19 protein-coding genes are annotated in these 21,205 nt (G+C 73.5%); 8 read left to right on the forward strand and 11 right to left on the reverse strand.

The annotated features are described in order from the left end of the window. Positions 1–161 precede the first annotated feature (161 nt). On the forward strand, positions 162–1,394 hold the full coding sequence (locus BAY60_RS31630; RefSeq protein ID WP_112285067.1) for a sensor histidine kinase: 1,233 nt from the start codon (positions 162–164) through the stop codon (positions 1,392–1,394). A 184-nt stretch (positions 1,395–1,578) separates the two neighbouring features. Here the strand turns inward: BAY60_RS31630 and BAY60_RS31635 are convergent, their stop codons facing one another. The 6 genes from BAY60_RS31635 to BAY60_RS31660 form a co-directional block, all read right to left on the reverse strand. Next, positions 1,579–1,920: an RNA polymerase-binding protein RbpA gene (locus BAY60_RS31635; protein WP_112285068.1), complete on the reverse strand. Its 342-nt coding sequence runs from the start codon at positions 1,918–1,920 to the stop codon at positions 1,579–1,581. A 56-nt stretch (positions 1,921–1,976) separates the two neighbouring features. Next, entirely contained in the window at positions 1,977–2,207 is a 231-nt protein-coding gene (gene secG / locus BAY60_RS31640) for a preprotein translocase subunit SecG (RefSeq protein ID WP_112285069.1), read from the reverse strand. Positions 2,208–2,265: 58 nt separating this feature from the next. Next, positions 2,266–3,051, reverse strand: coding sequence for a triose-phosphate isomerase (gene tpiA / locus BAY60_RS31645; RefSeq protein WP_112285070.1), 786 nt, complete (start codon positions 3,049–3,051; stop codon positions 2,266–2,268). Between the two features lie 100 nt (positions 3,052–3,151). Continuing rightward, complete coding sequence (locus tag BAY60_RS31650) at positions 3,152–4,360, reverse strand: phosphoglycerate kinase (protein ID WP_112285071.1); 1,209 nt, start codon at positions 4,358–4,360, stop codon at positions 3,152–3,154. 3 nt (positions 4,361–4,363) lie between these two features. Beyond that, positions 4,364–5,368, reverse strand: a complete 1,005-nt coding sequence (gap, locus tag BAY60_RS31655) for a type I glyceraldehyde-3-phosphate dehydrogenase (protein WP_112285072.1) — start codon at positions 5,366–5,368, stop codon at positions 4,364–4,366. 142 nt (positions 5,369–5,510) lie between these two features. Further along, entirely contained in the window at positions 5,511–6,680 is a 1,170-nt protein-coding gene (locus BAY60_RS31660; RefSeq protein ID WP_112285073.1) for a winged helix DNA-binding domain-containing protein, read from the reverse strand. Positions 6,681–6,766: 86 nt separating this feature from the next. Between BAY60_RS31660 and BAY60_RS31665 the strand changes: the two genes are divergently transcribed. Then, a complete protein-coding gene (locus BAY60_RS31665; RefSeq protein ID WP_112285588.1) occupies positions 6,767–8,521 on the forward strand; it encodes a metallophosphoesterase family protein in 1,755 nt (584 codons plus the stop codon). 162 nt (positions 8,522–8,683) lie between these two features. Then, positions 8,684–9,328, forward strand: coding sequence for a LysE family translocator (locus tag BAY60_RS31670; RefSeq protein WP_112285074.1), 645 nt, complete (start codon positions 8,684–8,686; stop codon positions 9,326–9,328). Between the two features lie 12 nt (positions 9,329–9,340). Here the strand turns inward: BAY60_RS31670 and BAY60_RS31675 are convergent, their stop codons facing one another. Further along, a complete protein-coding gene (locus tag BAY60_RS31675) occupies positions 9,341–9,805 on the reverse strand; it encodes an SRPBCC family protein (RefSeq protein ID WP_112285075.1) in 465 nt (154 codons plus the stop codon). Positions 9,806–9,910: 105 nt separating this feature from the next. On the opposite strand from BAY60_RS31675, the gene BAY60_RS31680 reads away from it, so the two are divergent. The 5 genes from BAY60_RS31680 to BAY60_RS31700 are packed head-to-tail and all read left to right on the forward strand — an operon-like array spanning position 9,911 to position 13,281. Beyond that, positions 9,911–10,237, forward strand: coding sequence for a lycopene cyclase domain-containing protein (locus BAY60_RS31680; protein ID WP_112285076.1), 327 nt, complete (start codon positions 9,911–9,913; stop codon positions 10,235–10,237). Then, a complete protein-coding gene (locus BAY60_RS31685) occupies positions 10,234–10,554 on the forward strand; it encodes a lycopene cyclase domain-containing protein (protein ID WP_112285077.1) in 321 nt (106 codons plus the stop codon). The genes BAY60_RS31680 and BAY60_RS31685 overlap by 4 nt, the downstream gene beginning before the upstream one ends. Further along, on the forward strand, positions 10,518–11,258 hold the full coding sequence (locus BAY60_RS31690; protein ID WP_245992897.1) for a class I SAM-dependent methyltransferase: 741 nt from the start codon (positions 10,518–10,520) through the stop codon (positions 11,256–11,258). Before BAY60_RS31685 ends, BAY60_RS31690 begins: the two co-directional genes overlap by 37 nt. Further along, positions 11,258–12,778 (forward strand): FAD-dependent oxidoreductase, encoded by a 1,521-nt coding sequence (locus tag BAY60_RS31695; RefSeq protein WP_112285078.1) that lies wholly within the window; start codon positions 11,258–11,260, stop codon positions 12,776–12,778. The genes BAY60_RS31690 and BAY60_RS31695 overlap by 1 nt, the downstream gene beginning before the upstream one ends. Positions 12,779–12,792: 14 nt before the next feature. Further along, positions 12,793–13,281, forward strand: a complete 489-nt coding sequence (locus BAY60_RS31700) for an MSMEG_6728 family protein (protein WP_112285079.1) — start codon at positions 12,793–12,795, stop codon at positions 13,279–13,281. Here BAY60_RS31700 and BAY60_RS31705 read toward each other — a convergent pair. The 4 genes from BAY60_RS31705 to BAY60_RS31720 form a co-directional block, all read right to left on the reverse strand. Next, a complete protein-coding gene (locus BAY60_RS31705; protein WP_245992898.1) occupies positions 13,227–14,276 on the reverse strand; it encodes a Rieske (2Fe-2S) protein in 1,050 nt (349 codons plus the stop codon). The two genes, BAY60_RS31700 and BAY60_RS31705, sit on opposite strands and share 55 nt — an antisense overlap. Positions 14,277–14,360: 84 nt before the next feature. Further along, on the reverse strand, positions 14,361–18,821 hold the full coding sequence (locus BAY60_RS31710; protein WP_112285081.1) for a coiled-coil domain-containing protein: 4,461 nt from the start codon (positions 18,819–18,821) through the stop codon (positions 14,361–14,363). A gap of 28 nt (positions 18,822–18,849) precedes the next feature. Continuing rightward, positions 18,850–19,650, reverse strand: coding sequence for a hypothetical protein (locus BAY60_RS31715; RefSeq protein WP_112285082.1), 801 nt, complete (start codon positions 19,648–19,650; stop codon positions 18,850–18,852). Continuing rightward, positions 19,647–21,131 (reverse strand): hypothetical protein, encoded by a 1,485-nt coding sequence (locus BAY60_RS31720; protein ID WP_170160628.1) that lies wholly within the window; start codon positions 21,129–21,131, stop codon positions 19,647–19,649. The genes BAY60_RS31715 and BAY60_RS31720 overlap by 4 nt, the downstream gene beginning before the upstream one ends. Positions 21,132–21,205: the final 74 nt, after the last annotated feature.

Genomic DNA, 21,205 nt, shown 5'->3' on the forward strand with positions numbered 1-21,205 from the left:
GCAGGGAACGGGGCGATTGCTGCGGTCGGGCCCGGAGGAAAGTAACCCTCCGTATCCGGCCGTAACGAGTTAGCATCCGCACACAATTCCGGGGTTGCGCGTCCCGGGGCCGCCGCTGAAACCTCTCTGCTTACAAGTCCACAAGACGAGAGGTCTCAACCATGACGACCACCGAGGGAATTTCCATCCCCGGAGTCTCGGTCGGCGGCCCGGGCGCGGGGGCCGCCGACCGGACACAGCGGCGAACCACAGCCGCTCCCCGTCCGGTCACCGCCCTGTGGCAGCGCCCCGCCGTGCGCGCGGCCGCCGTCGACACCATCGCCGTCGTCGCCGCCGTGCTCGACGTGTGGCTGATGTGGCAGATCTTTCCCGCGGACGTCGTGATCGAGCCGTACTCGGTGGTGCTGTCCGCCGTCAGCTGCGCGGCACTGCTCGCGAGACGCTGGCTGCCGTTCACGGCGCTGGTGATCACGGTGCCCGGCTTCTTCGCCGGCTGGGCGCAGCTGGCGGCCATGATCGCACTCGGCTACCTGGCCACGCGCAAGCAGACGCACTGGCAGGTCTGGGTGGGTGCCGGACTGATCTGGCTGTGCCGGTTCGTCCTGTGGCCGCTGCCCGACTTCATCGCCATGACCTGGCAGGAACACGCGCTGGACGCCATCTACGGCGTGATCGTCGCCGGGATGCCGGTCGCCATCGGCCTGCTCATCGGTGCCCGCACCGAGCTGTCCGCCCGGCTCACCGAGCTGGCCGCGAGCCGCGACCGCGAGCGCAGGCTGCACGCGCAGGCCGTGCGCGCCGAGGAGCGGGCCCGCCTGGCCAGGGAGATGCACGACGTGGTGTCGCACGACATCACCCTCATCGCGATGCAGGCCAGCGCGCTGTCGGTCACCCGCGACGGCGACGACATGCAACGCACCGCGCGGACGATCCGGCAGTTGAGCACCAACACCCTGGAGGAGCTGCGTTCGCTGGTCGGCGTGCTGCGCTCGGGTGCGCTCGAGGAGGGACCCCGGCACGACCTGGCGGACCTCGACGAGCTGGTGCGCAGCACCGAGGTGCCGGTCACGCTCGACGCCGACCGCGTGCCGGGTGAGCTGCCCCCTCAGGTGTCGGCCGCCGCCTACCGCACGGTGCAGGAGTGCCTGACGAACGTCCGCAAGCACGCGCCGGGTGCCACGGCGCTGGTGCGCCTGGCGGGTGAGCCGGACGGCCTGGTCGTGGAGGTCCGCAACGACCGGCCGACGCGAGGCCAGGGCAGCAGCCTCCCGTCCGGCGGGTACGGCCTCACCGGTCTCGCGGAGCGCGCCCGGCTGCTCGGCGGCACGTTCGAGACCGGCCCCACCGACGACGGCGGCTTCCGGGTACGCGCCCGCTACCCCGTCACCGGCTGACCACCGCACGCGAACGCCGCCGGTACGACGCCCCGGCAGCCCTGTTGGCCGTCCCGGTCGCCGTGTCAGTCAGGCCATGACGGCGACCTGAGGGCCGACACAGCGACGTCAACGGAGAACACACCTGCGCAGGCCCGTCGTTGCGGAACCTGCGCAGGTGTGTTGTCCGTGCCCTGTCGGGAACTCAGATCTCGCGGCGCTGCCGCAGCCGTTCGAGCGCCTCGGCGAGGATCGCCTCACCGTCGGCGTCGCTGCGGCGCTCCTTCACGTACGCGAGGTGCGTCTTGTACGGCTCCGTGCGCGGAGCCGCGGGCGGGTTCTGCTCGTCCCGCCCGCCGGGGAGACCGCAGCGAGGGCAGTCCCACTCGTCGGGAATCTCGGCGTCCATCGCGAACGAGGGCCGGGACTCGTGTCCGTTCACGCACCAGTAGGAGATGCGGCGCCGCGGAGCGGTCTCCCCGCGTTCCGTCTCACCGGACGGACCCGCACCGACTCTCGTGCCGCGAATCGCGTTACCGCCAACCATGAATCCTCACACCCACCAGAGAGTTGGCGCACCCCCGCCAGGCACGCCGCAACCGATCAGATCTTCACCAGCAGACCGAGGCCGACGATGGCGATGAGCCACACGGCGCCGAGGCCGAGCGTGATGCGGTCGAGGTTCTTCTCGGCCACACTCGACCCGGCCAGGCTCGACTGCATACCGCCACCGAACAGTGAGGACAGCCCGCCGCCACGACCGCGGTGCAGCAGCACCGCGACGATCAGCAGCACGCTGGTCACGATCAACAGGATTTGCAGGAACAGCTTCATGTCATCCTCTGTGTACTGCGGGTGGCGGGGTACCAAGAGTAGCGGGTCCCCGATGAACTCAGGGTAGAGGCCCTCCGGCGGCCAGAGCGCACAGTTTCGTGAACTCTTCGCCGTCGAGGCTGGCACCGCCGACGAGCGCACCGTCGACGTTCTCGCATTTCACCAGGTCGGCGATGTTGCCGGACTTGACGGAACCGCCGTAGAGCACCCGCACGTCCTGGGCGACCTCGGCGCCGTACTTCTCCTCCAGCGCCGAGCGCAGTGCCGCACAGACCTCCTCGGCGTCCGAGGGGGTGGCCACCCGTCCGGTGCCGATCGCCCACACGGGCTCGTAGGCGACGACGGTCTCGCGGACCTGCTCGGTCTTGAGGCCCTTGAGCCCGGCGATCAGCGCAGCGGTGGTGTGCTCGATGTGCCCACCGGCCTCGCGGACCTCCAGCTGCTCGCCGACGCACAGGATCGGGGTCAGGCCGTGCTTGACGGCCGCCTTGACCTTCTTGTTGACGACCTCGTCGGACTCGGCGTGGTACTCCCGGCGCTCGGAGTGCCCCACGACCACGTAGGTGCAGCCGAGCTTGGCGAGCATGGCACCCGAGACGTCGCCGGTGTAGGCGCCCGACTCGTGCGGTGACAGGTCCTGCGCCCCGTAGGTGAGCAGCAGCTTGTCGCCGTCGACGAGGGTCTGCACGCTGCGGATGTCGGTGAACGGGGGCAGCACCGCCACGTCCACCTTGGCGAAGTACTTCTCGGGCAGCGAGAAGGCGATCTTCTGCACCAGGGCGATGGCCTCGAGGTGGTTGAGGTTCATCTTCCAGTTGCCCGCGATCAACGGCTTCCTGGTCATGAACGCACCTCCCGCGTCTCGAGGGGGGTCTGGGGTGGAGCGGAGCTCCCCCCGGGAATCGGACACAGGCAGTTGCCCGCGATCAGCGGTTTGCGCGCCATCAGGCTCCCTCACTCAGCACGGCCACACCGGGCAGGTCCTTGCCCTCCAGGTACTCCAGCGACGCGCCGCCGCCGGTCGAGATGTGCGAGAAGCCGTCCTCCGGAAGGCCCAGCACGCGGACGGCCGCGGCGGAGTCACCGCCGCCGACCACGCTGAACGCCTCCGAGCGGGCGATGGCCTCGGCCACGCCCCTCGTGCCCTCCGCGAACGGCGCCATCTCGAACACGCCCATCGGGCCGTTCCAGAACACGGTCTTCGCCTGGGACAGCGCGGCCGCGAACTCCTTCACGGTCTCGGGACCGATGTCGAGGCCCATCCAGCCCTCGTCGATGCTCGTGGCGGCGACAATGCGCGTGGCGGCGACGGCGGAGAACGCGTCGGCGGCCACCACGTCGACCGGCAGCACCAGCTTGCCCCCGGCGTCGGCGAGCAGCCGCTTGCACGTGTCGACCATGTCCGGCTCCAGCAGCGAGCCACCGACCCCGTGCCCCTGGGCTGCCAGGAACGTGAAGCACATGCCGCCACCGACCAGCAGCCGGTCGACCTTCGGCAGCAGCGCCTCGATCACGGCCAGCTTGTCGGAGACCTTCGAGCCGCCCAGCACCACCGCGTACGGCCGCTGCGGGTCGCCGGTGAGGGTGCGCAGCACCTCCAGCTCGGCGAGCACGAGCCCGCCCGCGTAGGCGGGCAGCACGCGCGCCACGTCGTAGACGGAGGCCTGCTTGCGGTGGACCACGCCGAAACCGTCGGAGACGAACGCGGCGCCGGAGCCGACGAGCGCGGCGAACGCACGCGCCAGCTCCGCCCGCTCGGCCTCGTCCTTGCTCGTCTCGCGCGGGTCGAAGCGGACGTTCTCCAGCAGCGCGACCTGGCCGTCGGCGAGCGCGCCGGTGACGGCCTGTGCCTGCTCACCGACCACGTCCCCGGCGAGCGCCACCTCCGCGCCGAGCAGCTCGCCGAGGCGAGCGGCCACCGGCCGCAGCGAGTACCTCTCGTCGGGTGTGCCCTTGGGGCGGCCCAGATGTGCCGTGACGACCACCTTCGCGCCGGCCTCGGCCAGCCGCCTGATGGTCGGCAGCGCGGCCCGCACGCGGCCGTCGTCGGTGATGGTGGCGCCGTCGAGCGGCACGTTCAGGTCCGACCGGACCAGCACGTACCGCCCGGAGACGCCCTCGGACAGCAGGTCGTCGAGTGACGTGAGCGCCATCGATCAGGACAGCTTCGAGCCGACGAGCTTGACCAGGTCGGCGAGACGGTTGGAGTAGCCCCACTCGTTGTCGTACCAGCCGAACACCTTGACCTGGTCGTCGATGACCTTCGTCAGCGGGGCGTCGTAGATGCAGGAGGCCGGGTCGTTGACGATGTCGCTGGAGACGATCGGGTCCTCGCTGTAGCGCAGGATGCCCTTGAGCGGGCCTTCCGCGGCGGCCTTGTAGGCGGCGTTGATCTCCTCGACCGTGGCCTTCTTGTTGAGGTCGACGGTGAGGTCGGTGATCGAGCCGGTGGGCACGGGCACGCGCAGCGAGTAGCCGTCGAGCTTGCCGTTGAGCTCCGGCAGCACCAGGCCGATCGCCTTCGCCGCACCGGTGGAGGTCGGCACGACGTTCAGCGCGGCGGCACGGGCCCTTCGCGGGTCCTTGTGCGGGCCGTCCTGCAGGTTCTGGTCCTGCGTGTAGGCGTGGATGGTGGTCATCAGGCCCTTGTCGATGCCGAACTCGTCGTGCAGCACCTTGGCGAGCGGGGCCAGGCAGTTGGTGGTGCAGGAGGCGTTCGAGATGATCGTCTGCGAGCCGTCGTAGAGCTTGTCGTTGACGCCCAGCACGACCGTGAGGTCCTCACCCTTGGCCGGCGCGGAGATGATGACCTTCTTGGCACCGCCCGCGACGTGGGCCTTGGCGGCGTCAGCGTTGGTGAAGAAGCCGGTGGACTCGACGACCACGTCCACGCCGAGGTCGCCCCAGGGCAGGTTCGCGGGGTCGCGCTCGGCGAGGGCCTTGATGGTCTTGCCGCCGACCACGATGCCCTCGTCGCTGACGCTGATCTCCTCGGGGTAGCGGCCGAGGACGCTGTCGTACTTCAGCAGCTGCGCCATGGTCGCGACGTCGCCCAGGTCGTTGAAGGCCACCACCTCGATGTCGTGGCCCGCGGCCTGCACCGCACGGAAGAAGTTGCGGCCGATGCGGCCGAAGCCGTTGACGCCTACGCGAACCGTCACTGCTCTTCTCTCCTCGAGGTCGGACCCGGCCGTGACCGGGGCTACACGTCTTCGGGTTCACCCTCACCCTAGCGTGCTGGCCAGGCAGTATCCGCACGCCCCGGGCGAGATGTCCCCCACCTCGGACGTTGGGGAGAATCGATCAAGAAGAGAGCTCCTTCTCCAGCGGCGTGCGGAACCGCGGGACCACCCTGACCCCGTCCAGCCACCCCGTCAGCCGGGCCGCCTCGGCCTCGATAGCGGCGGCCGCCTCGGTGCCCGGATCCTCCAGCAGCCGCACCACCACCTCGCCGCCGTCGCGCTGCGCCCAGCCGCCGACGATGCGGCCGTCGCTCCAGACGGTGGGGCCGATGTTGCCGCTGCGGTCGAACAGCGCGGGCCGGTGCTCGCCGACGATCCAGGTCCGCTCCGCCCAGCCCATCGCGGTGGGGTCGAGCGCGGGCAGCAGCGCCACCCACGGCTCCGGCGCGGCGACGGGCTCGGTGTCACCGGGCAGCACGATCCCGGGGATGCCGTCCAGGTCCACCTCGTCCGGGCCGATCTCGGCGAGCGCCTTGCTCGTCTGCGCCGCCGTCCAGCCGGTCCACCAGCGCAGGTCGCTGACCTGACCCGGCCCGTAGGCCCGCAGCCAGCGCCGGGCCAGCTCGGCCCGCGCGGCGCCGGCGTCGAGCTCGGCGAGGCCGCCCGGCAGCCAGCGCTCCACCGGTGACCAGTCGTACTGGGTGGACAGCCACGTGCCGCGCGGGCGGCCACGGACGATGTGGCCACCTGCCGCGAGCAGGAACAGCACGCGGTTGGTGATGTAGCCACGCGACTCGTACGGCTTGCCCTCGGCCAGGACGATCTCGGTGCGCAACCGGGGCTCGTCGGCGGCCAGCTGCTGCGCGCTCGCGCTGCCGCGCGCCCGCAGCGCTCGCAGTGTGCCGTCCTCGACGTCGCGCAGCCACGACTCCAGGTCGCCGATGCCGGTCTGCTCCAGGTGCTGCAGCAGCAGGCGCCGCTGCTTGCGCTCGATGTCGGCCGCGCAGCCCGCCTGCACCAGCGGCGCGGCCTCGGCGGGCACGACGAACATCGTGCGCCGCATGCCGAGCATGCGCACCAGCGTCCGCTCGTCGTAGAGGGCGTGCTCGACCGCGCCGACGTCCGGCGCGGTCATCCTGGCCGCCGTGGCCAGGTGGACGGTGGCCGGGTCGGTGGCGTGCAGGGCCACGAGGCTGTGCGCGACCTCCTCCGGCGTGCCTGCCTTGCCGGCGAGCCGGTGCCGCACCGCCAGCCGGGCCCTGCGCTCGGCGACGCTCATCGTCGGTGTCACGTGGATGTTCCTACCACCGCGCACCGACCGTTCCCGCTATGCTCGCCCCGCCGTTCCGGTCGAACCGCGACAAGGGGGAAGCGCCGATGGAGTCCGTCCCGCCGCCCAGCACGGGACGGCCCCGGCCACACGCGGTGTCCGAGGAGCAGCTGGGCTTCCGGCCGCAACGGGCGGTGCGCTGGCTGAGCCCCGGCGTGCTCATCGGCACCGGGGCACGCTCGCTGATGGCGAGCATCTTCGGCTCCTACGCCGACAAGCGGGAGCTGCAGGGCACGCTGCCTGCCACCGTGCACGAGCACGGCGAGCCGGACGAGCTGTGGCTGGACTTCGTCGCCGACCTCGGCGACGGCTTCGACGCCACCTACTCGATCGCCTCGCTGCTCGCCGCACCCGAACTGCGCCCGGACGGCGCCGACCGGCCGCTGCCCCGCGGGCGGCTGCTCGTGATGGGCGGCGACGAGGTGTACCCGGCGGCGTCGACCCGCGCCTACGAGGACCGCAGCAAGGGCGTCTACCGCGCGGCCCTGCCCGCGGCGCCGGAGGGCGACCGCCCCACCCTGTTCGCCCTGCCGGGCAACCACGACTGGTACGACGGGCTGACGGCGTTTCTGCGCGTGTTCGCCCAGCGGCGGCCCATCGGCGGCTGGGCCACCGAGCAGACCCGCAGCTACTTCGCCGTCGAGCTGCCGCAGCGGTGGTGGCTGCTGGCGATCGACACCCAGTTCGACGACTACGTCGACGCACCCCAGCTGGAGTACTTCCGCGCGGTCGCGCAGCGGATCGAGCCCGGCGACGCGGTGATCCTGTGCACCCCCAGCCCGAGCTGGGTGCCCGCGGGTTCGGGTGGGCGCACCAAGGGCTACGACACCGTCGAGTTCTTCCTGCGGGAGATCGTGCGGCCACGCGGCGCGAGCGTGCCGTTGATGCTCACCGGCGACAAGCACCACTACGTGCGCTACGCCGAACGCGACGGCACCGCGCAGCGCATCACCTGCGGGCTGGGCGGCGCCTACACCGTCGGCACCCACACCATGCCCGCCCAGCTGCGGCTGCCGCCGCCCGCGTCACGCGTGCGGGAGCCGTCCGAAGCCCGGCACTACGACCTGCGGTCCCGCTATCCCGGCCGGGGGCAGTCGGAGCGGCTCGCCGCGGGCATCGTCCGCCTGCCGTGGCGCAATCCCGGCTTCTGGGGCCTCACCGGGCTGTTGCAGACGGTGATGACACTCGCGGTGCTGTTCGGGCTGGGCGAGCCCGCCGGGTCCGGGGTGTTCGGGCAGCTGGCCGCCTGGACGCCGACCGCCGTGGCGGCCGCGGTCCTCATGCTGGCCGGGGTGGCGTTCGCCCGGTTCGACCTGCCGAGAACCGACCGCACCAGCGCGCTGGCCGGGATCGTGCACGCCGCGGCGCACCTCGCGCTGTCGGTGGCGTGGGCCCTGACCATCCGCTGGTTGTCCGGCCAGCTGCCGGACGGGGCCGGCTCGGACTGGCTGGTGTTCGCGGTGGTGGCCCTCGGGACCCCGCTGGTGGTCGGTTTCGTCGACGCCGAACTGGTCGCGCTGTACCTGCTGCTGGCCAGCCGGGCGGGCATCAACTCCAACGAGGTGTTCGCTGGCCAGGGCATCGAGGACCACAAGGGCTTCCTGCGCCTGCACATCGACGCCGAGGGCACGCTGACCGTGTACCCGATCAAGCTCCGCTCGGTGTGCAGGCGCTGGCGGGCCGACCCCGACGGCGCGCCCGACGACCCGTGGCTGCTGCCGTCGGTCGCGCTGGATCCGGAGCTGATCGAGGCGCCGGTGCGCATTCCGCGACCCGCCGCACCGGAGGCCGAACCCGGATAACGACCGGTGACCGGGTGACGGCGAGCCGAGACCCGCGCCGACGGTGCCCCTGGGCACGCATCGTGTACCGACGGTGCCCTTCGGCTCGCCAGCCCCGCTCGCCCGCTCGCAGCCGGGTCGCCGACGTCGCCGGGGGACGGCGCGGCGCGCTAGGATCGCGCCGTGGTGTCGGCCAGCCAGGTGGCGGCGTTCGCCGCGCTGACCTTCGTGATGATCGTCGTGCCGGGGCCGAGTGTGCTGTTCACGATCAGCAGGGCGCTCACCGTCGGCCGCCGCGACGCGCTGCTCACCGTCCTCGGCAACGCGGTCGGCTGTTACCTGCAGGTCGTGGCCGTGGCGTTCGGGCTCGGCGCGCTCGTCGCGCAGTCGGCGGCCGTCTTCACCGCGGTCAAGTTCGCGGGCGCGGCCTATCTGGTCTACCTGGGCGTGCAGGCCTGGCGGCATCGGCGCTCGCTGGCCGACGTGCTCGGCATGACCGTGCGGGCCCGGCGCGGGCACACCCTGCGCGTACTGCGCGACGGGTTCGTCGTCGGCTTCACCAACCCCAAGTCCGTCGTGTTCCTCGCGGCCGTGCTGCCGCAGTTCGTGAACGCCGACGCCGGGGCGGTGCCCGTGCAGATCATGCTGCTCGGCATCCTGCTGCCGGTGATCGCGCTGGCCTCGGACAGCGTGTGGGCGCTGCTCGCCGGCACGGCGCGCGACTGGTTCGCCCGCTCTCCGCGCCGCCTCGAACTGATCGGCGGCGCGGGCGGGCTGACGATGATCGGGCTCGGCATCACCGTCGCGTTCACCAGCCGCAAGGACTGAAAGCCCGGGCGCTCAGCTGGTGGGCGGGGGCGGCACGTCGCCTCGCCAGCCGCCGGTCTCGCGGCCGCGGCCCTCGATGAACTGCTTGAAGCGGTGCAGGTCGCCGTCGACCCTGCGGTCGAGCAGGCCGGCCCTGTCGGCGACGTTCTCCGCGAAGCCCTCCGGGTCGAGTTCCAGCTGCGCGGTCACCCGGGTCCGGTTCTCGTCGAGCCGGTGGAACGTGATCACCCCGGCGTGCCGCGGCCCGGAGTCCGACGTCCAGGCGACCCGCTCGTCGGGGTGCTGCTCGGTGATCGTGGCGTCGAACTCCCGGGTCGTGCCCCCGACGCGCGTGACCCAGTGGGTGTGCGTGTCGTCGACCTGGCGGACCTCCTCGACGCCCTCCATGAACTCGGGAAACGACTCGAACTGCGTCCACTGGTTGTAGGCCACGGGCAGCGGGACCTCGACGTCCACGGCCTTCATGATCGTGCTCATCGGGCGATGACCTCCACTGTCGGGTCAGGCACGGGACTTCGTTCCGTGGCGCCCGGGTACCCGGTCGGCCACGAACGACACCCGCCGACGTGAAGGACGCGACCGATGGACTCTGTTGAACAGTGGCACTACCTGCTGGTGCTGGGCGCGTGCCTGGCGGTGACGCTGCCGCTGGAGCTGTCCGGCTCGCGCGTCTACCGCAGGCCGCGCAGGCTGGCGCGCGCCCTGCTGCCCGCGGTCGTGGTCTTCCTCGTCTGGGACGTCGTCGCGATCGCGGCCGGGGTGTGGCGCATCAGCGACGGCTACACGCTCGGCCTGGAGGTGCCGCCGGGTCTTCCGCTGGAGGAGGCGCTGTTCTTCCTGGTCATCCCGTTGTGCGCGGTGCTGACGTTCGAGACCGTGCGCCGGATGCGGACGGGGGAACGGCGGTGACCGGGCTCGGCTACACCCTGCCCGCGCTGCTGTCGGTGCCCGCGGTGGTGCTGGTGGAGGTGTGCTGGCTGCGGACGGGCCTGTTTCGCCGCCGCGCCTACTGGGTCACCCTGGCCATTGTGTTCGCGTTCATGATCCCGGTCGACGGGTGGCTGACGAGCCTGCCGGACCCGATCGTCGAGTACCACCCTGAGCACTTCTCCGGGCTGCGGTTCCCGCTCGACATCCCGGTGGAGGACTTCCTGTTCGGGTTCAGCCTCATCACGGCGACGCTGCTGGCGTGGACCCGCCAGGAGCGCGGGCGGGTGGCGCGGTGAAGGGCGGGCCGCTGCCACGCCGGGACGTGCCCGCCGCGTTCGACCGCGCCGCGGGCGCCTACGACCGGCTGGTGGGGCTGAACCCCGGTTACCACGCGCACCTGCGCCGCGCGGCGGCGGGCGTGCGCGGGGCGGGGCCGCGCCTGCTCGACGCCGGATGCGGCACGGGCGCGTCCACGGCGGCGCTGCTGGCCGCGGCGCCGGAGGCACGGATCGTCGCGGCCGACGCCTCCGCGGGAATGCTCGGCGTCGCCCGCGCGAAGACCTGGCCGGGCACGGTGGAGTTCGTCCACGCCCGGGCCGAGGAGCTGGCGTCGGCGGGTGTGCGGGGTCCATTCGACGCCGTGTTCGCCGCGTACCTGGTGCGCAACCTGCCCGACCCGGACGTCGTGCTGCGGTCGCTGCGGGAGCTGCTGCGGCCCGGCGGCGTGCTGGTGGTGCACGACTACAGCCTCGACGCGAGCCCGCCTGCCCGGCTCGTCTGGCACGCGGTGTGCTGGTCGGTCATCATCCCGGCGGGTCGCCTGCTCGCCGGCGACGCCCGGCTGTACCGCTACCTGTGGCGCAGCGTGCGCCGGTTCGACTCGCCGCCCCGGTTCGCGGGCCGCCTGCGGCACTGCGGATTCACCGACGTGCGCTGCGAACGGGTGAGCGGGTGGCAGCGCGGCATCGTGCACACCTTCCTGGCGAGGCGGGAGGACTGATGGGCTCCGACCGCAGGAGGGTGCGCCATCCCGCGCCGGCGGGCAGGCCGGACGCGGCCGGGCTCGACCGGCGGGTGGTGGTGGCCGGAGGCGGCATCGCGGGGCTGACGGCGGCCACCGCGCTGGCCGAACGGGGCGTCCACGTCGAGCTGGCCGAGCGTGAGCCCTTCCTCGGCGGCCGCGCGGGCGGCTGGCTCACCACCCTGCCGGACGGCACGCGCACCGGCATGAGCCGTGGCTTCCACGCGTTCTTCCGCCAGTACTACAACCTGCGCGCGCTGCTGCGGCGCGGCGACCCCGGCCTCGCCCGGTTCACGGCGCTGCCCGACTACCCCCTGGTGGACGCGCACGGCCGCACCGACACCTTCCGCGGGCTGCCTGCGACGCCGCCGTGGAACGCGCTGGCCTTCGCGCTGCGCAGCCCCACGTTCGGGCTGCGGGACCTGGCGCGCCTCGACGCGAAGGCCGCGCTGCCGCTGCTGACGGTGCGGGTGCCCGGCACCTACCACGAACTCGACGAGCTGGACGCGGCGACGCTGCTCGACCGCGTGCGCTTCCCCGAGGCCGCGCGGCACCTGGCGTTCGACGTGTTCTCCCGCAGCTTCTTCGCTCCGCCGGAGCGGCTGTCGGCGGGCGAGCTGGCGGTCATGTTCCACCTGTACTTCCTCGGCTCGGCCGAGGGTCTGCTGTTCGACGTGCCCGCGCAGCCTTTTCACCGGCTGTGGGACCCGCTGGCCCGCCACCTGGAGCGCACCGGGGCGCGGCTGTCGCCGTGCACCCCGGTGCGGCAGGTGGAACCGGGCGGTCCGCGCCGGTTCCGCGTGCACCTCGACGGCGAGCACGGCCGCGTCGCCGACGCCGACGCGGTGGTGCTCGCCCTCGACGTCGCCGGGCTGCGGGACGTGGTCGCCGCGTCGCCGCGGCTGGGCGGGCCGGCGTGGCGCTCCGGGATCGCCGCGCTCTTCACGGCGCCGCCGTTCGTGGTGCGCAGGCTGTGGCTGGACCGGCCGGTGGCGGCGGCCAGGCCGGCGTTCCTGGCGACCGGGGGCCTGCCTCCGCTGGACAACGTCAGCGTGCTCGACCGCTACGACACCGACGCGCGGGCGTGGGCCCGGCGGGCCGGGGGCTCGGTGGTGGAGCTGCACGCCTACGCGGTGACCGGAGGGCGGGAGGACACCGAGCGTGCGCTGCTGGCCCGGCTGCACGCCGTCTACCCGGAGACCCGCGACGCCGCGATCGTCGCCGACCGGGTCGAGTGGCGTGCGGACTGCCCGCTGTTCCCGCCCGGCGGTTTCGGCCGCAGGCCACGCATCGGCACCGGCGTGCCGGGACTGGTGCTCGCCGGGGACGGGATCCGCGTCGACCTGCCGGTGGCGCTCATGGAGCGCGCCGCCACCACCGGGTGGGTCGCGGCCAACCGGCTGCTCGCCGGCTGGGGTGTGGCGGGCCACGACCTGACGACCGTGCCGACCAGCGGCCGGTTCGCGCCGCTGCGCGTCCTGGCCGGGCGCGCGAGCTGAGGGAGGCGATCGCCGTGCAGACGTTCCTGCCGTACCCGGACTTCGCCGCGACCGCCCGCGTGCTCGACGTGCGCAGGCTCGGCAGGCAGCGCGTGGAGGCGCTGCAGCTGTTGCGGGCGCTGACCGTGCCCGGCCACGGCTGGCGGCACCATCCGGCGGCGAAGATGTGGGCGGGCTACGAGGAGGCGCTCACCCGCTACGGGCTCGACATCTGCGAGCACTGGTGCGCCGCGGGCCGGGCCGACACCTGCGCGGGCAAGCTCGCCGCCGACCTGGCCGCCGCGACGGGCGTTCCCGCGGCACGGGACCAGCGGGCCCTCGCGGCGGCGCGCGAGCTACCGCCCTGGCTGGGTGACGAGGAGTTCCACCGCAGCCACGCCTCGGCGCTGGTGCGCAAGGATCCCGGGCACTACCGGCCCGTGTTTCCGGACGTGTCGCCGGATCTGCCCTACGTGTGGCCCCGTTCGGACCGGCCCCCTGCCTCGGCGGCGCGCAGCGCGTAGCGGCGCTCGGCGTAGGCGAGGTCGTCGCGCCAGAGCCGGGTGGCGGCCCTGCGCATCGCCGCCCGCACCACGGGTGCGAGCCCGCGCGCCACGGTGAACCCCGGGCGCCGCGACGTCGCGATGGTCGCTTCCAGCACTGCCGTGCGCGGGCGGCCGTCGCGGCCCGGGCCGAGCGGGGTGGCGTGGGTCTCGACCACGCTGCCCTCGCCCTCGCCGGAGACGATGCGCATCACGACGGTGCGCCGCTCGGGGCAGGTGAACTCGGCCCGCACCGGCACTCCGAGGCGGGGCCCGACGCGGAACGTCACGTCGACGACGAACCGGTCGTCGCCGTCGGTGGCGGTGGTGCTCGGCGCGTGGACGACGGTGAGCCGCGTGAACGAGTACGGGTGGAACCACGAGCCGTGCCACGGATCGAGCCGGTTGGCCACCACGTCGGAGGGCTCGCACACCCCCTCCAGGCGGGCCACGGCCGCGACCGCGCCACCCAGCCCGGGCCGTGCGGGCAGCACCGGCCGCTCCGTGGGCTCCTCGCCGCCCTCGGCGTCGAGCCGTACCCAGGTGAGCACGCCGTCGTCGTGGGCGGGCAGCGGCCGCCACTCCGCTGTGCCACCGGCGCGCAGCGCGAGCCCATGCCAGCGGCACAGCAACTGCCCGCAGGCGACGCGGCCCTCGGCGAGCGGCGCGCCCAGATGCGGGCACGCGCCGGGGCCGACGACGAGGCCGCCGTGCTCGTCGCGCCACGCCACCAGTTCGCGCCCGGCGACGTGGGTGCCGAAGGGACGGTCGGCGCGCACGTCGCGCGAGGCCGCGAAGGCGAACCAGTTGCCGGAGGGGCGGGCCCGCGCACGCCGGGCGGCGGCGGCGATCACCGCGGGCCGCGCCTGGCCCACGGTCGGCTCCTGCCGTGCCCACCGGCCCGGCGGCACCGGCTGCACCGGCCAGCGCGCGGGCCAGCGCGGGGACCGCCCTGCGCCGCCCGCTGCGCTGTCCACTGTGTCTCTCCGGTCTCTCCGGTCCGTCCTGTCCGTCTCGCCCGTCTCGTCCACCGGGTTCGGTGTAGCCGCGGCGTCGCCGAACTAAACGCCGCCGACCGCCGTCTCCGCACCGGCGGCCTTGGCGTACAGCCGGGTGGCCGACAGCCGCGCCACGCCGTCCGGCTCGGCCAGCTCGTCCAGTTCCTTGCGGATCGTGGCGTCCACGGACAGGTACTTGCGGCCCGCACGCAGGTCGGCGTCGTTGCGCAGCCGGATGATCAGCGGGAACTCGCTGAGTGCCCCGGCGTCGAACAGGCCGGTGGTGTAGATGAGCTGCACGCCGAGTGCCTCGGCCACCGCGCGCTGCAGTTCCAGCAGGTACCCCGCCGACGCGCGGCCGATCGGGTTGTCCAGGAACAGCACCCCGGAGTGCCGGTTGCGCAGCTTGCCGCGGTTGTTGGCGCGCAGCGCGGCCAGTGTGCAGTACAGGATGATCGCGGCGGTGAGCTGCTGGCCGCCGGAGAAGACGTCGCGGATCTCCGACACGCGCTGCCGTTCGGTTCGCAGCACCGAGTCGGGTTTGAGCATGTCCACGCGGAAGCCCTTGGGCACGGCGGCCTGCACACCGCGCAGCAGCAGCGACAGCCCGTCGCGCTTGACGTCGCGGCCGTCGCGGGTCTTGCCCGCGGCGGCCTCGTCCACCACCTCGCCGAGCCGTTCGGCGAGCTCGCTGCCCTCCAGCTCGGCGAACCGGATGCGCAGGAACTCCTGGCCGGACCAGTCGCCGAGCCCGTCCGGCAGCCGCGACACCCGCTGCGCCGAGCGCAGGGTGCGCAGCGCGGCCTCCACCATGCTCTGCAGGCGGGTGACGATGCCGGTGCGGTGCCGGTCGATGTGGGCGAGGTCGTCGGTCAGGGTGCGCAGCCGGGGGCGCAGCGCCTGCGTCCACTCCTCGGCGTGCTCGGGCAGGCTGTCGCGGCGCACGGAGATCACCTGCTGGCGCACCGGCGTGGTCAGCTGCTCGAAGCGCTTCTCGGTGGCGTACTGCGCGAGCGCGTCGGCCGCGGCGCGCACGCGCTTCTCCGCCTCGGCCACGGCCTCCTGCGCGGTGGTGAGCGTGGAGCTGAGCTCGCCGCAGCGGGTGCGGGCCGTCTCGACGTCGCCGTCGTAGACGCGCCCGGCCTCGCCGGAGGGCACGTACGGCGCCAGCGACTCGGCGAGCAGCCGGAAGCCGGACGCGGAGTGGCGCGCCGACTCCAGGGTGGCCTGCGCGGCGGCCCGCTGTTCGCGCAGCTCCTCCCACTTGCGGGCGGCCACCGACAACTCCTCCACGGCGGCGTCGATGAGCTCCCGGCCGTGCTCGACGTCGCGGGGCCGGTCGACGGCGTCGAGCGGACCGTTGTGCTGGGGCAGCTGGTCCAGCTCCGCCCTGCGGGTGGCGAGCCTGCCGATCACCTCCGAGCGCTCGTCCTCCAGTGCCGCCACGGCTCTCGCGGCGCGGGCCTGCGCGGCGGCGCGGGCGGAGGCGTCGGAGCCGTCCGGGGTCTCCAGCAGCTCACCGGCCAGGGTGCGCACACGCTCGTCCAGGTTCTCCAGCGCCACGCGGGCCGCCGACTCGGCGCTCTCGGCCTGCTCCAGCTCAGCGCGCAGGTCGCCGCCCACCTCCACCTTGGCGTAGGCCTCGGCGGCGGAGGCGAACGTGCGGCGCAGCGCGTCCACCGGCTCGGCGGGCACCGGGTCCGATTCGGACACCGAACCGCCGCCAGGGACCTCGGCAAGCTCGGCGCGCGCGGTGCTGGCGGTGCGGCGGTGACCGTCGGCGGTGCGCTGGGCCTCGGCGGCACGTTCCCGCAGCCGCGCCGCGGCGGCTCCGGCGTCGAGCGCCTGTGCCTCGGCCCGCTCGGCGGCCTCCCGGGCCTGTTCCAGCTCCTCGGTCCACTGTGGAACGCGGGCGGCGTGGGCGGCCAGCTCGTCCAGCTGCCTGGCCCGGTCCTCGGCCTCACGCAGGGCCGCACGCAGTTCGGGCACCCGCTCGCGCAGGGAGTCGCGAGCCGACGCCAGCCGCTGCAACTCGGCCTCGGCCTCGGCGACCGCCGTCTCGGCGTGCTCCCGGGCGGTGGCCGACGTCTGGGCCTGTTCGGCGAGCACCGCGATGCTGCCGGGCGGGTAGTCCTCACGCCAGGTGGTGAGCTTCCACGACAGCGCGGCGTCGGCGCCGATCGAGTCCTCGAGCCTCGCCAGCCGCTGCTGCCGGTCGCGCTGCCGCTTCGCGATCTCCTCGCGTTCGGCGTCGGCGGCGTCCTCGTCGTACATGGCCGGGTTCGGCGGTACGAGGAACTCCACGCCCGGTGCGGCGCCGAGGTCGTCGCCGGCCAGCGCGGCCGTGCTGCTCACCGCGATCGCCGCGCTGGGCAGCAGCCGCTGCTCGGTGAGCACCTCCCGTGCCCGCGGCAGCTGGGCGGGGTCGTTGAGCAGCACACCGGACACGAGCTGCGGCGCGCGGCGCAGGGCCTCCGCACGCCGCTGTGAATCCAGTTTGGACAGATACCGCCAGCCGGACCACGCGGTGATGCCCGCGTCCTCCAGGGTGTCGAGCGCGGCCTGCACCTCCTCCGGTGGTGGGAGCAGGCCACCGGAGCCGAGCGCGGCCAGCGCCCGCTCGTCGCGCGACTCCTCGATGCGCAGCGCCGTCTGCTCACGTTCGGCGGCCGCGCGGGCTTCCCGCAGCCGGTCCAGCAACGCGGGCGTGTCGGTCTCGAGCGCGACGTCGCCGGTGCCGAGCAGCTCGCCGAGGCGGGGCTCGGCGGCGAGGCTGTCCGTGCGCCGGTGCGCGCGCTCGAGCTCGTCGGCGGCCCTGGCCGCCCGGTCGCGGGCTTCGGACGCGCTGCGGTGGGTCTCGTTGACACGCGCCTGCGCGGTGCCGAGCCGTTCGGCGACGCGTTCCAGCTCGCTCTCGCGGCGGGCCAGTTCGGCGGCGGCCGACTCCTGCGCGGCGCGGGCGGCCCTGGCCGCCTCGGCCGCGTCGGTGCCGCTGAGCAGGCCCGTCCTGCCCGCTCGGGTGAGCTCGGCCCGCACCTCCTCGATGCGCGAGGTCAGGGTTTCCACCTCGGCGCGCCTGCTCGCGGCCGTGCCGGTGGCCTGGTCGCGCTGGCGCTGGGCCTGCTCGGCCTCCTCGCGCAGGGCGACGGCGGAGCGCTCGGCCTCGTCGGCCTGCTCGTGAGCCTGCCGGGCCAGCGCGAGCAGGCCGCGGGCCAGCGCCGCGGCGGCGGCGTTCTTGGCCTCCAGCGCGGGCTGCGCCTTCTGTTCCTTGCTGCCCACCAGCTCGCGGATGTCGCGGGCCCTGCGGGTGGCGTTGAGGTGGTTGAGCACGGTGGTGGTCTCGCGCCACGCCTCGGCGGTGGTCCTGGCCCCGGCCAGTTCCGCGTCGATGCGGTCCTTGTCGGCCTGCGCCTCCTCCAGCTGCAGGCTCGCCACGGCGCGGCGCAGCTCGGTGACGACGGCGCCGCGGCGCCGGTGGTCGCCCTCGGCGAGCTTCTCGGCGTCGGTGACCTCGCCGAGGTGGGCCTCCAGCCCGGACAGCCGCTCGTTCTCCAGCTCCTCGCGTGCGGCGATCTCGCCGGCCAGGCGCTGCAGGTCGGCGCGGGCGGTGCCGGCGAGCGAGCGGGACGCGGCGGCCAGCCGCTCCTCGTCGGTCAGCGGCCCGAGCAGGTCGAGCGCGCCCGCCACGAAGTCGCGCTCGGCCATCAGCTCGCCGCGCTGGGCCAGGTTGTGCGCGTAGGTGGCCACGACCTCCGCCAGGTCCTTCGGCTCGCCCTCCGACGTCACGGCCTTCAGCAGGAACTCGGCGAACGCCTCGTCGGTGTTGAAGTTGAACGCGTCGGCGGCCTCGCCCTCGCCTGCGTTCATGGCGCGCTGGTAGCGGAACAGCTCGGTGTCCAGGCCCAGCAGGTCGAGCCGCTCGGTCCACTCGTGGTGGCGGCGCGTCCAGAACAGCTCCAGCTCCGGCACCTCGGCGTGCAGGGCGCCGAGCCGCTCGTGGAAGCCCGACATGGTCAGCAGCTTGCCGTCCTGGGTCAGCGGCAGCGAGTCCAGGTCGACCGACGTGCTGGGCCGGAAGCAGTACCAGGAGTCGATGAGGTTCGCCGGGTCGGAGGACACGACGTGGCCCCGCCACTCGGACACCTTGCCGGTGATGACGCGCTCGCCGGTCTCGGTGTGCTGCCATTCCAGCACGACGTGTGCGACGTCCTTGCCGCCGACGAACTTCTCCAGCACCCGGGTGTTGGTGGTGCCCACCACCTGCCGCCTGCCGGGCAGCATCACCGAGAAGATCAGCTTGATGAGCACGGACTTGCCGCCGCCGTTCTCCAGGAAGAGCACGCTCGCCGGGGACGGCCTGCGCGGCAGCCCGGACTCGGCGGTGTGGATGCCCGCGCCGAACAGCGCGTCCTGTTTCGGGGAGCGCACGACGTCGCCGACGCCGCTGAGGTCCAGCGTCACGTCCTGGTAACGGGCGCCCGCGGGCCCCACGGAGTGCAGCCGCACCCGCGACAGCTCGTACATGCCTCTCCCCTCGACAACCCCGCGGCGTCTACAGCGTGTCGGAGCTGGTGGCGCGCAGCGTGCCCGCGCCGTCGGCCACGGACACCACGCCCAGCGACAGCAGCTCGTCGAACGCGGCGTCGGCCGCGAGCTCGCGCACCTGCACCTGGTAGCGCGGCGTGGTGCGGTAGGTGCCGCCCTGCTCGGCGCTCACCGGCACCAGGAACCCCTGCTCCGCCAGGAACCGTAACGCCCTGGCGACCATCCCGCGCGTGGTGTCCGAGGCGAGCCGCCCGTCCTTGGTCGCCGCGGCGGCGGGCCGCCGGGCGTAGGCGCGCCACGCCTGCTCCAGCTCCGGCGCGTCGGCGAGCGGGTCGCTGTTGTGTTCCGCGCTCGCGGCGCGCTCGTCGAGGATCCGGCACGCCTCGCGCACCACGCCGTCGACCTGCTCGACGCTGACCCGCCCGATGTAGGTGTCGTTGGCGAGGTCGTCGGGGCGCGGGTAGCCCAGTGCGGCGGTGGCGAGGTGGATCAGCCCGTGCAGCACCTTCTCGGTGTCGCGGCGCTCGCGGATCTTGCTCTGCCGCGCGTAGCTGTCCATCTTGATCTCGAAGATCGACTCGTCGGTGGCGGCGAGCACCGCGCCCGCCTGCGCGCTGACCTCGAGCACCATGAGGCCGAGCCCGGCGGCGACGGCGTTGGTGAGCTTCTTGAACGCGCTGTCCTCGGCGTAGCGGCGCACCAGCTCGCCGTAGACGACGTCGCGGCCGGGCAGCAGCTTGGGCCGCATGCCGAACGAGATGAGCCGGGCCGCCGCCTCGGCGTCGGCGGACGAGTGCGTGGTGCTCACGCGACCTCCTCGGCGTCGGTGTCGGTGCCCCCGGCGCCGGTGTCCAGGACCGCCGTGGTGAGCAGCAGGTCGGCGCCGCCGAACTCGGCGTCGTCGAGGGGCGTGCCGTCGTCGAAGGCGAGCAGCACGTGCCGCTCCCCCTGCCGCACGGCGCCGCCCACCTCGGGACCGTAGGCGTGCAGGGCGCGCAGCGCGACGAGCCGCGCCAGGCCGGGGTCGGTGTCGCGGGCCTCGGCGAGCAGGCCGGAGAGCCTGCGCGGCACCTCGGGAAGGTCGAGCAGGTGGTCGGCCTGCCGCCACTGCTCGTTGGTGTAGCTGTCGGTTTCGTCGGCGGGCATGAGTTCCGGCTCGGGGATCTCGCCGACGACCTGCTCGCGCTCCGGCGCGGGCCGCAGCAGCAGCGACACCAGCGAGGGCAGGGACGGCACGGTCGGCACGGTGATGCCGGTGGCGGCGTGGAAGAACGCCCGGGTCGGCGCCACCGCGTCGGCCAGGGGCAGCTCCAGCGCGGGCGTGAGCAGCTGGCCGAACAGGTCGATCGCGGCGCGCTGCGGTGGGCCGGAGAACTGCTGGCGGTCCTGCTCGGCGCGGAACACCGCACCCGCGGCCTGCAGGCGGGACTGCAGCTGGGTGTGCCTGCGGATGCACTCGGCGACGATCTCGACCAGTTCGGCGGCGCGGCGCTTGTGGTCGGGGTCCTCGGCCTCGTCGCGGGCGGCGGTGATGTTCTTCAGGATGGCCGTCTCGGCGCGGAAGCGGGACTCGATGTGGGCCAGGGCGGAGTCGAGCAGCTCGGGCACCTCGCGCTCCCAGTCGACGGAGCGAACGTCGCGACGGGTGGCGTCCAGCTTGGCGCGCAGGGTCTCGCCGTACTGCACGGTGCGGTAGCGGGCCTGCTCGGCGGCGAGCTTGGCGTCGGCCAGCCTGCCCCTGCTGATGAGGTTCTCCAGCTTCACCTCGGCGGCGATCTGGGCCGACTCGACATCGGTGTCGAGGGCGCCGACGAGCACGTTGATGGCCTCGTCGGTGGCGCGCAGGTACACCTCGCCGGAGGGCGCGGCCAGCTCGACGAGCAGCTTGAAGTCGAACGCGCGGCGCCGGTAGGTGCCGTCGGGGCCCACCGAGCCGTAGACGCGGCGGAAGCCGCGGTCGGTGGTGCCGACGTTGATGAGGTTGTCCAGCACCCATCTGGCGACGCGGGTGTGCTCCGCGATGCCCCTGCCGGGCGCCTGGGCGGCGATGAAGGGCAGCAGCCGGTTGACGACCTGCTCGTGGTCGGCGCCGGTGTCGAAGTCCATCGCGATGGTGACCTGGTCGATCGTGTGCAGCGCGATCTCGGCCATCTGGTAGACGGTGGCGTCGGCCCAGTCGAGCTTGGCCTTGCGGGCGTCGAGGTCGTGCAGGGGCGCGGTGCAGGCGAGTGCCTTCAGCCTGCGGGCCAGCCCCTCGTCGGGGTCGGGGCTCACCTCGTCTCCACGCACAGCCCCAAAGACTAAGGGAGCCACGCGGAGCGTGTCCTCTTGGGCGGTGGTGGGAGACGGGCGGGCTAACTCTC

This window comes from Prauserella muralis (genome assembly GCF_003202285.1).
GTDB classification, from domain to species: Bacteria; Actinomycetota; Actinomycetes; order Mycobacteriales; family Pseudonocardiaceae; genus Prauserella_B; species Prauserella_B muralis.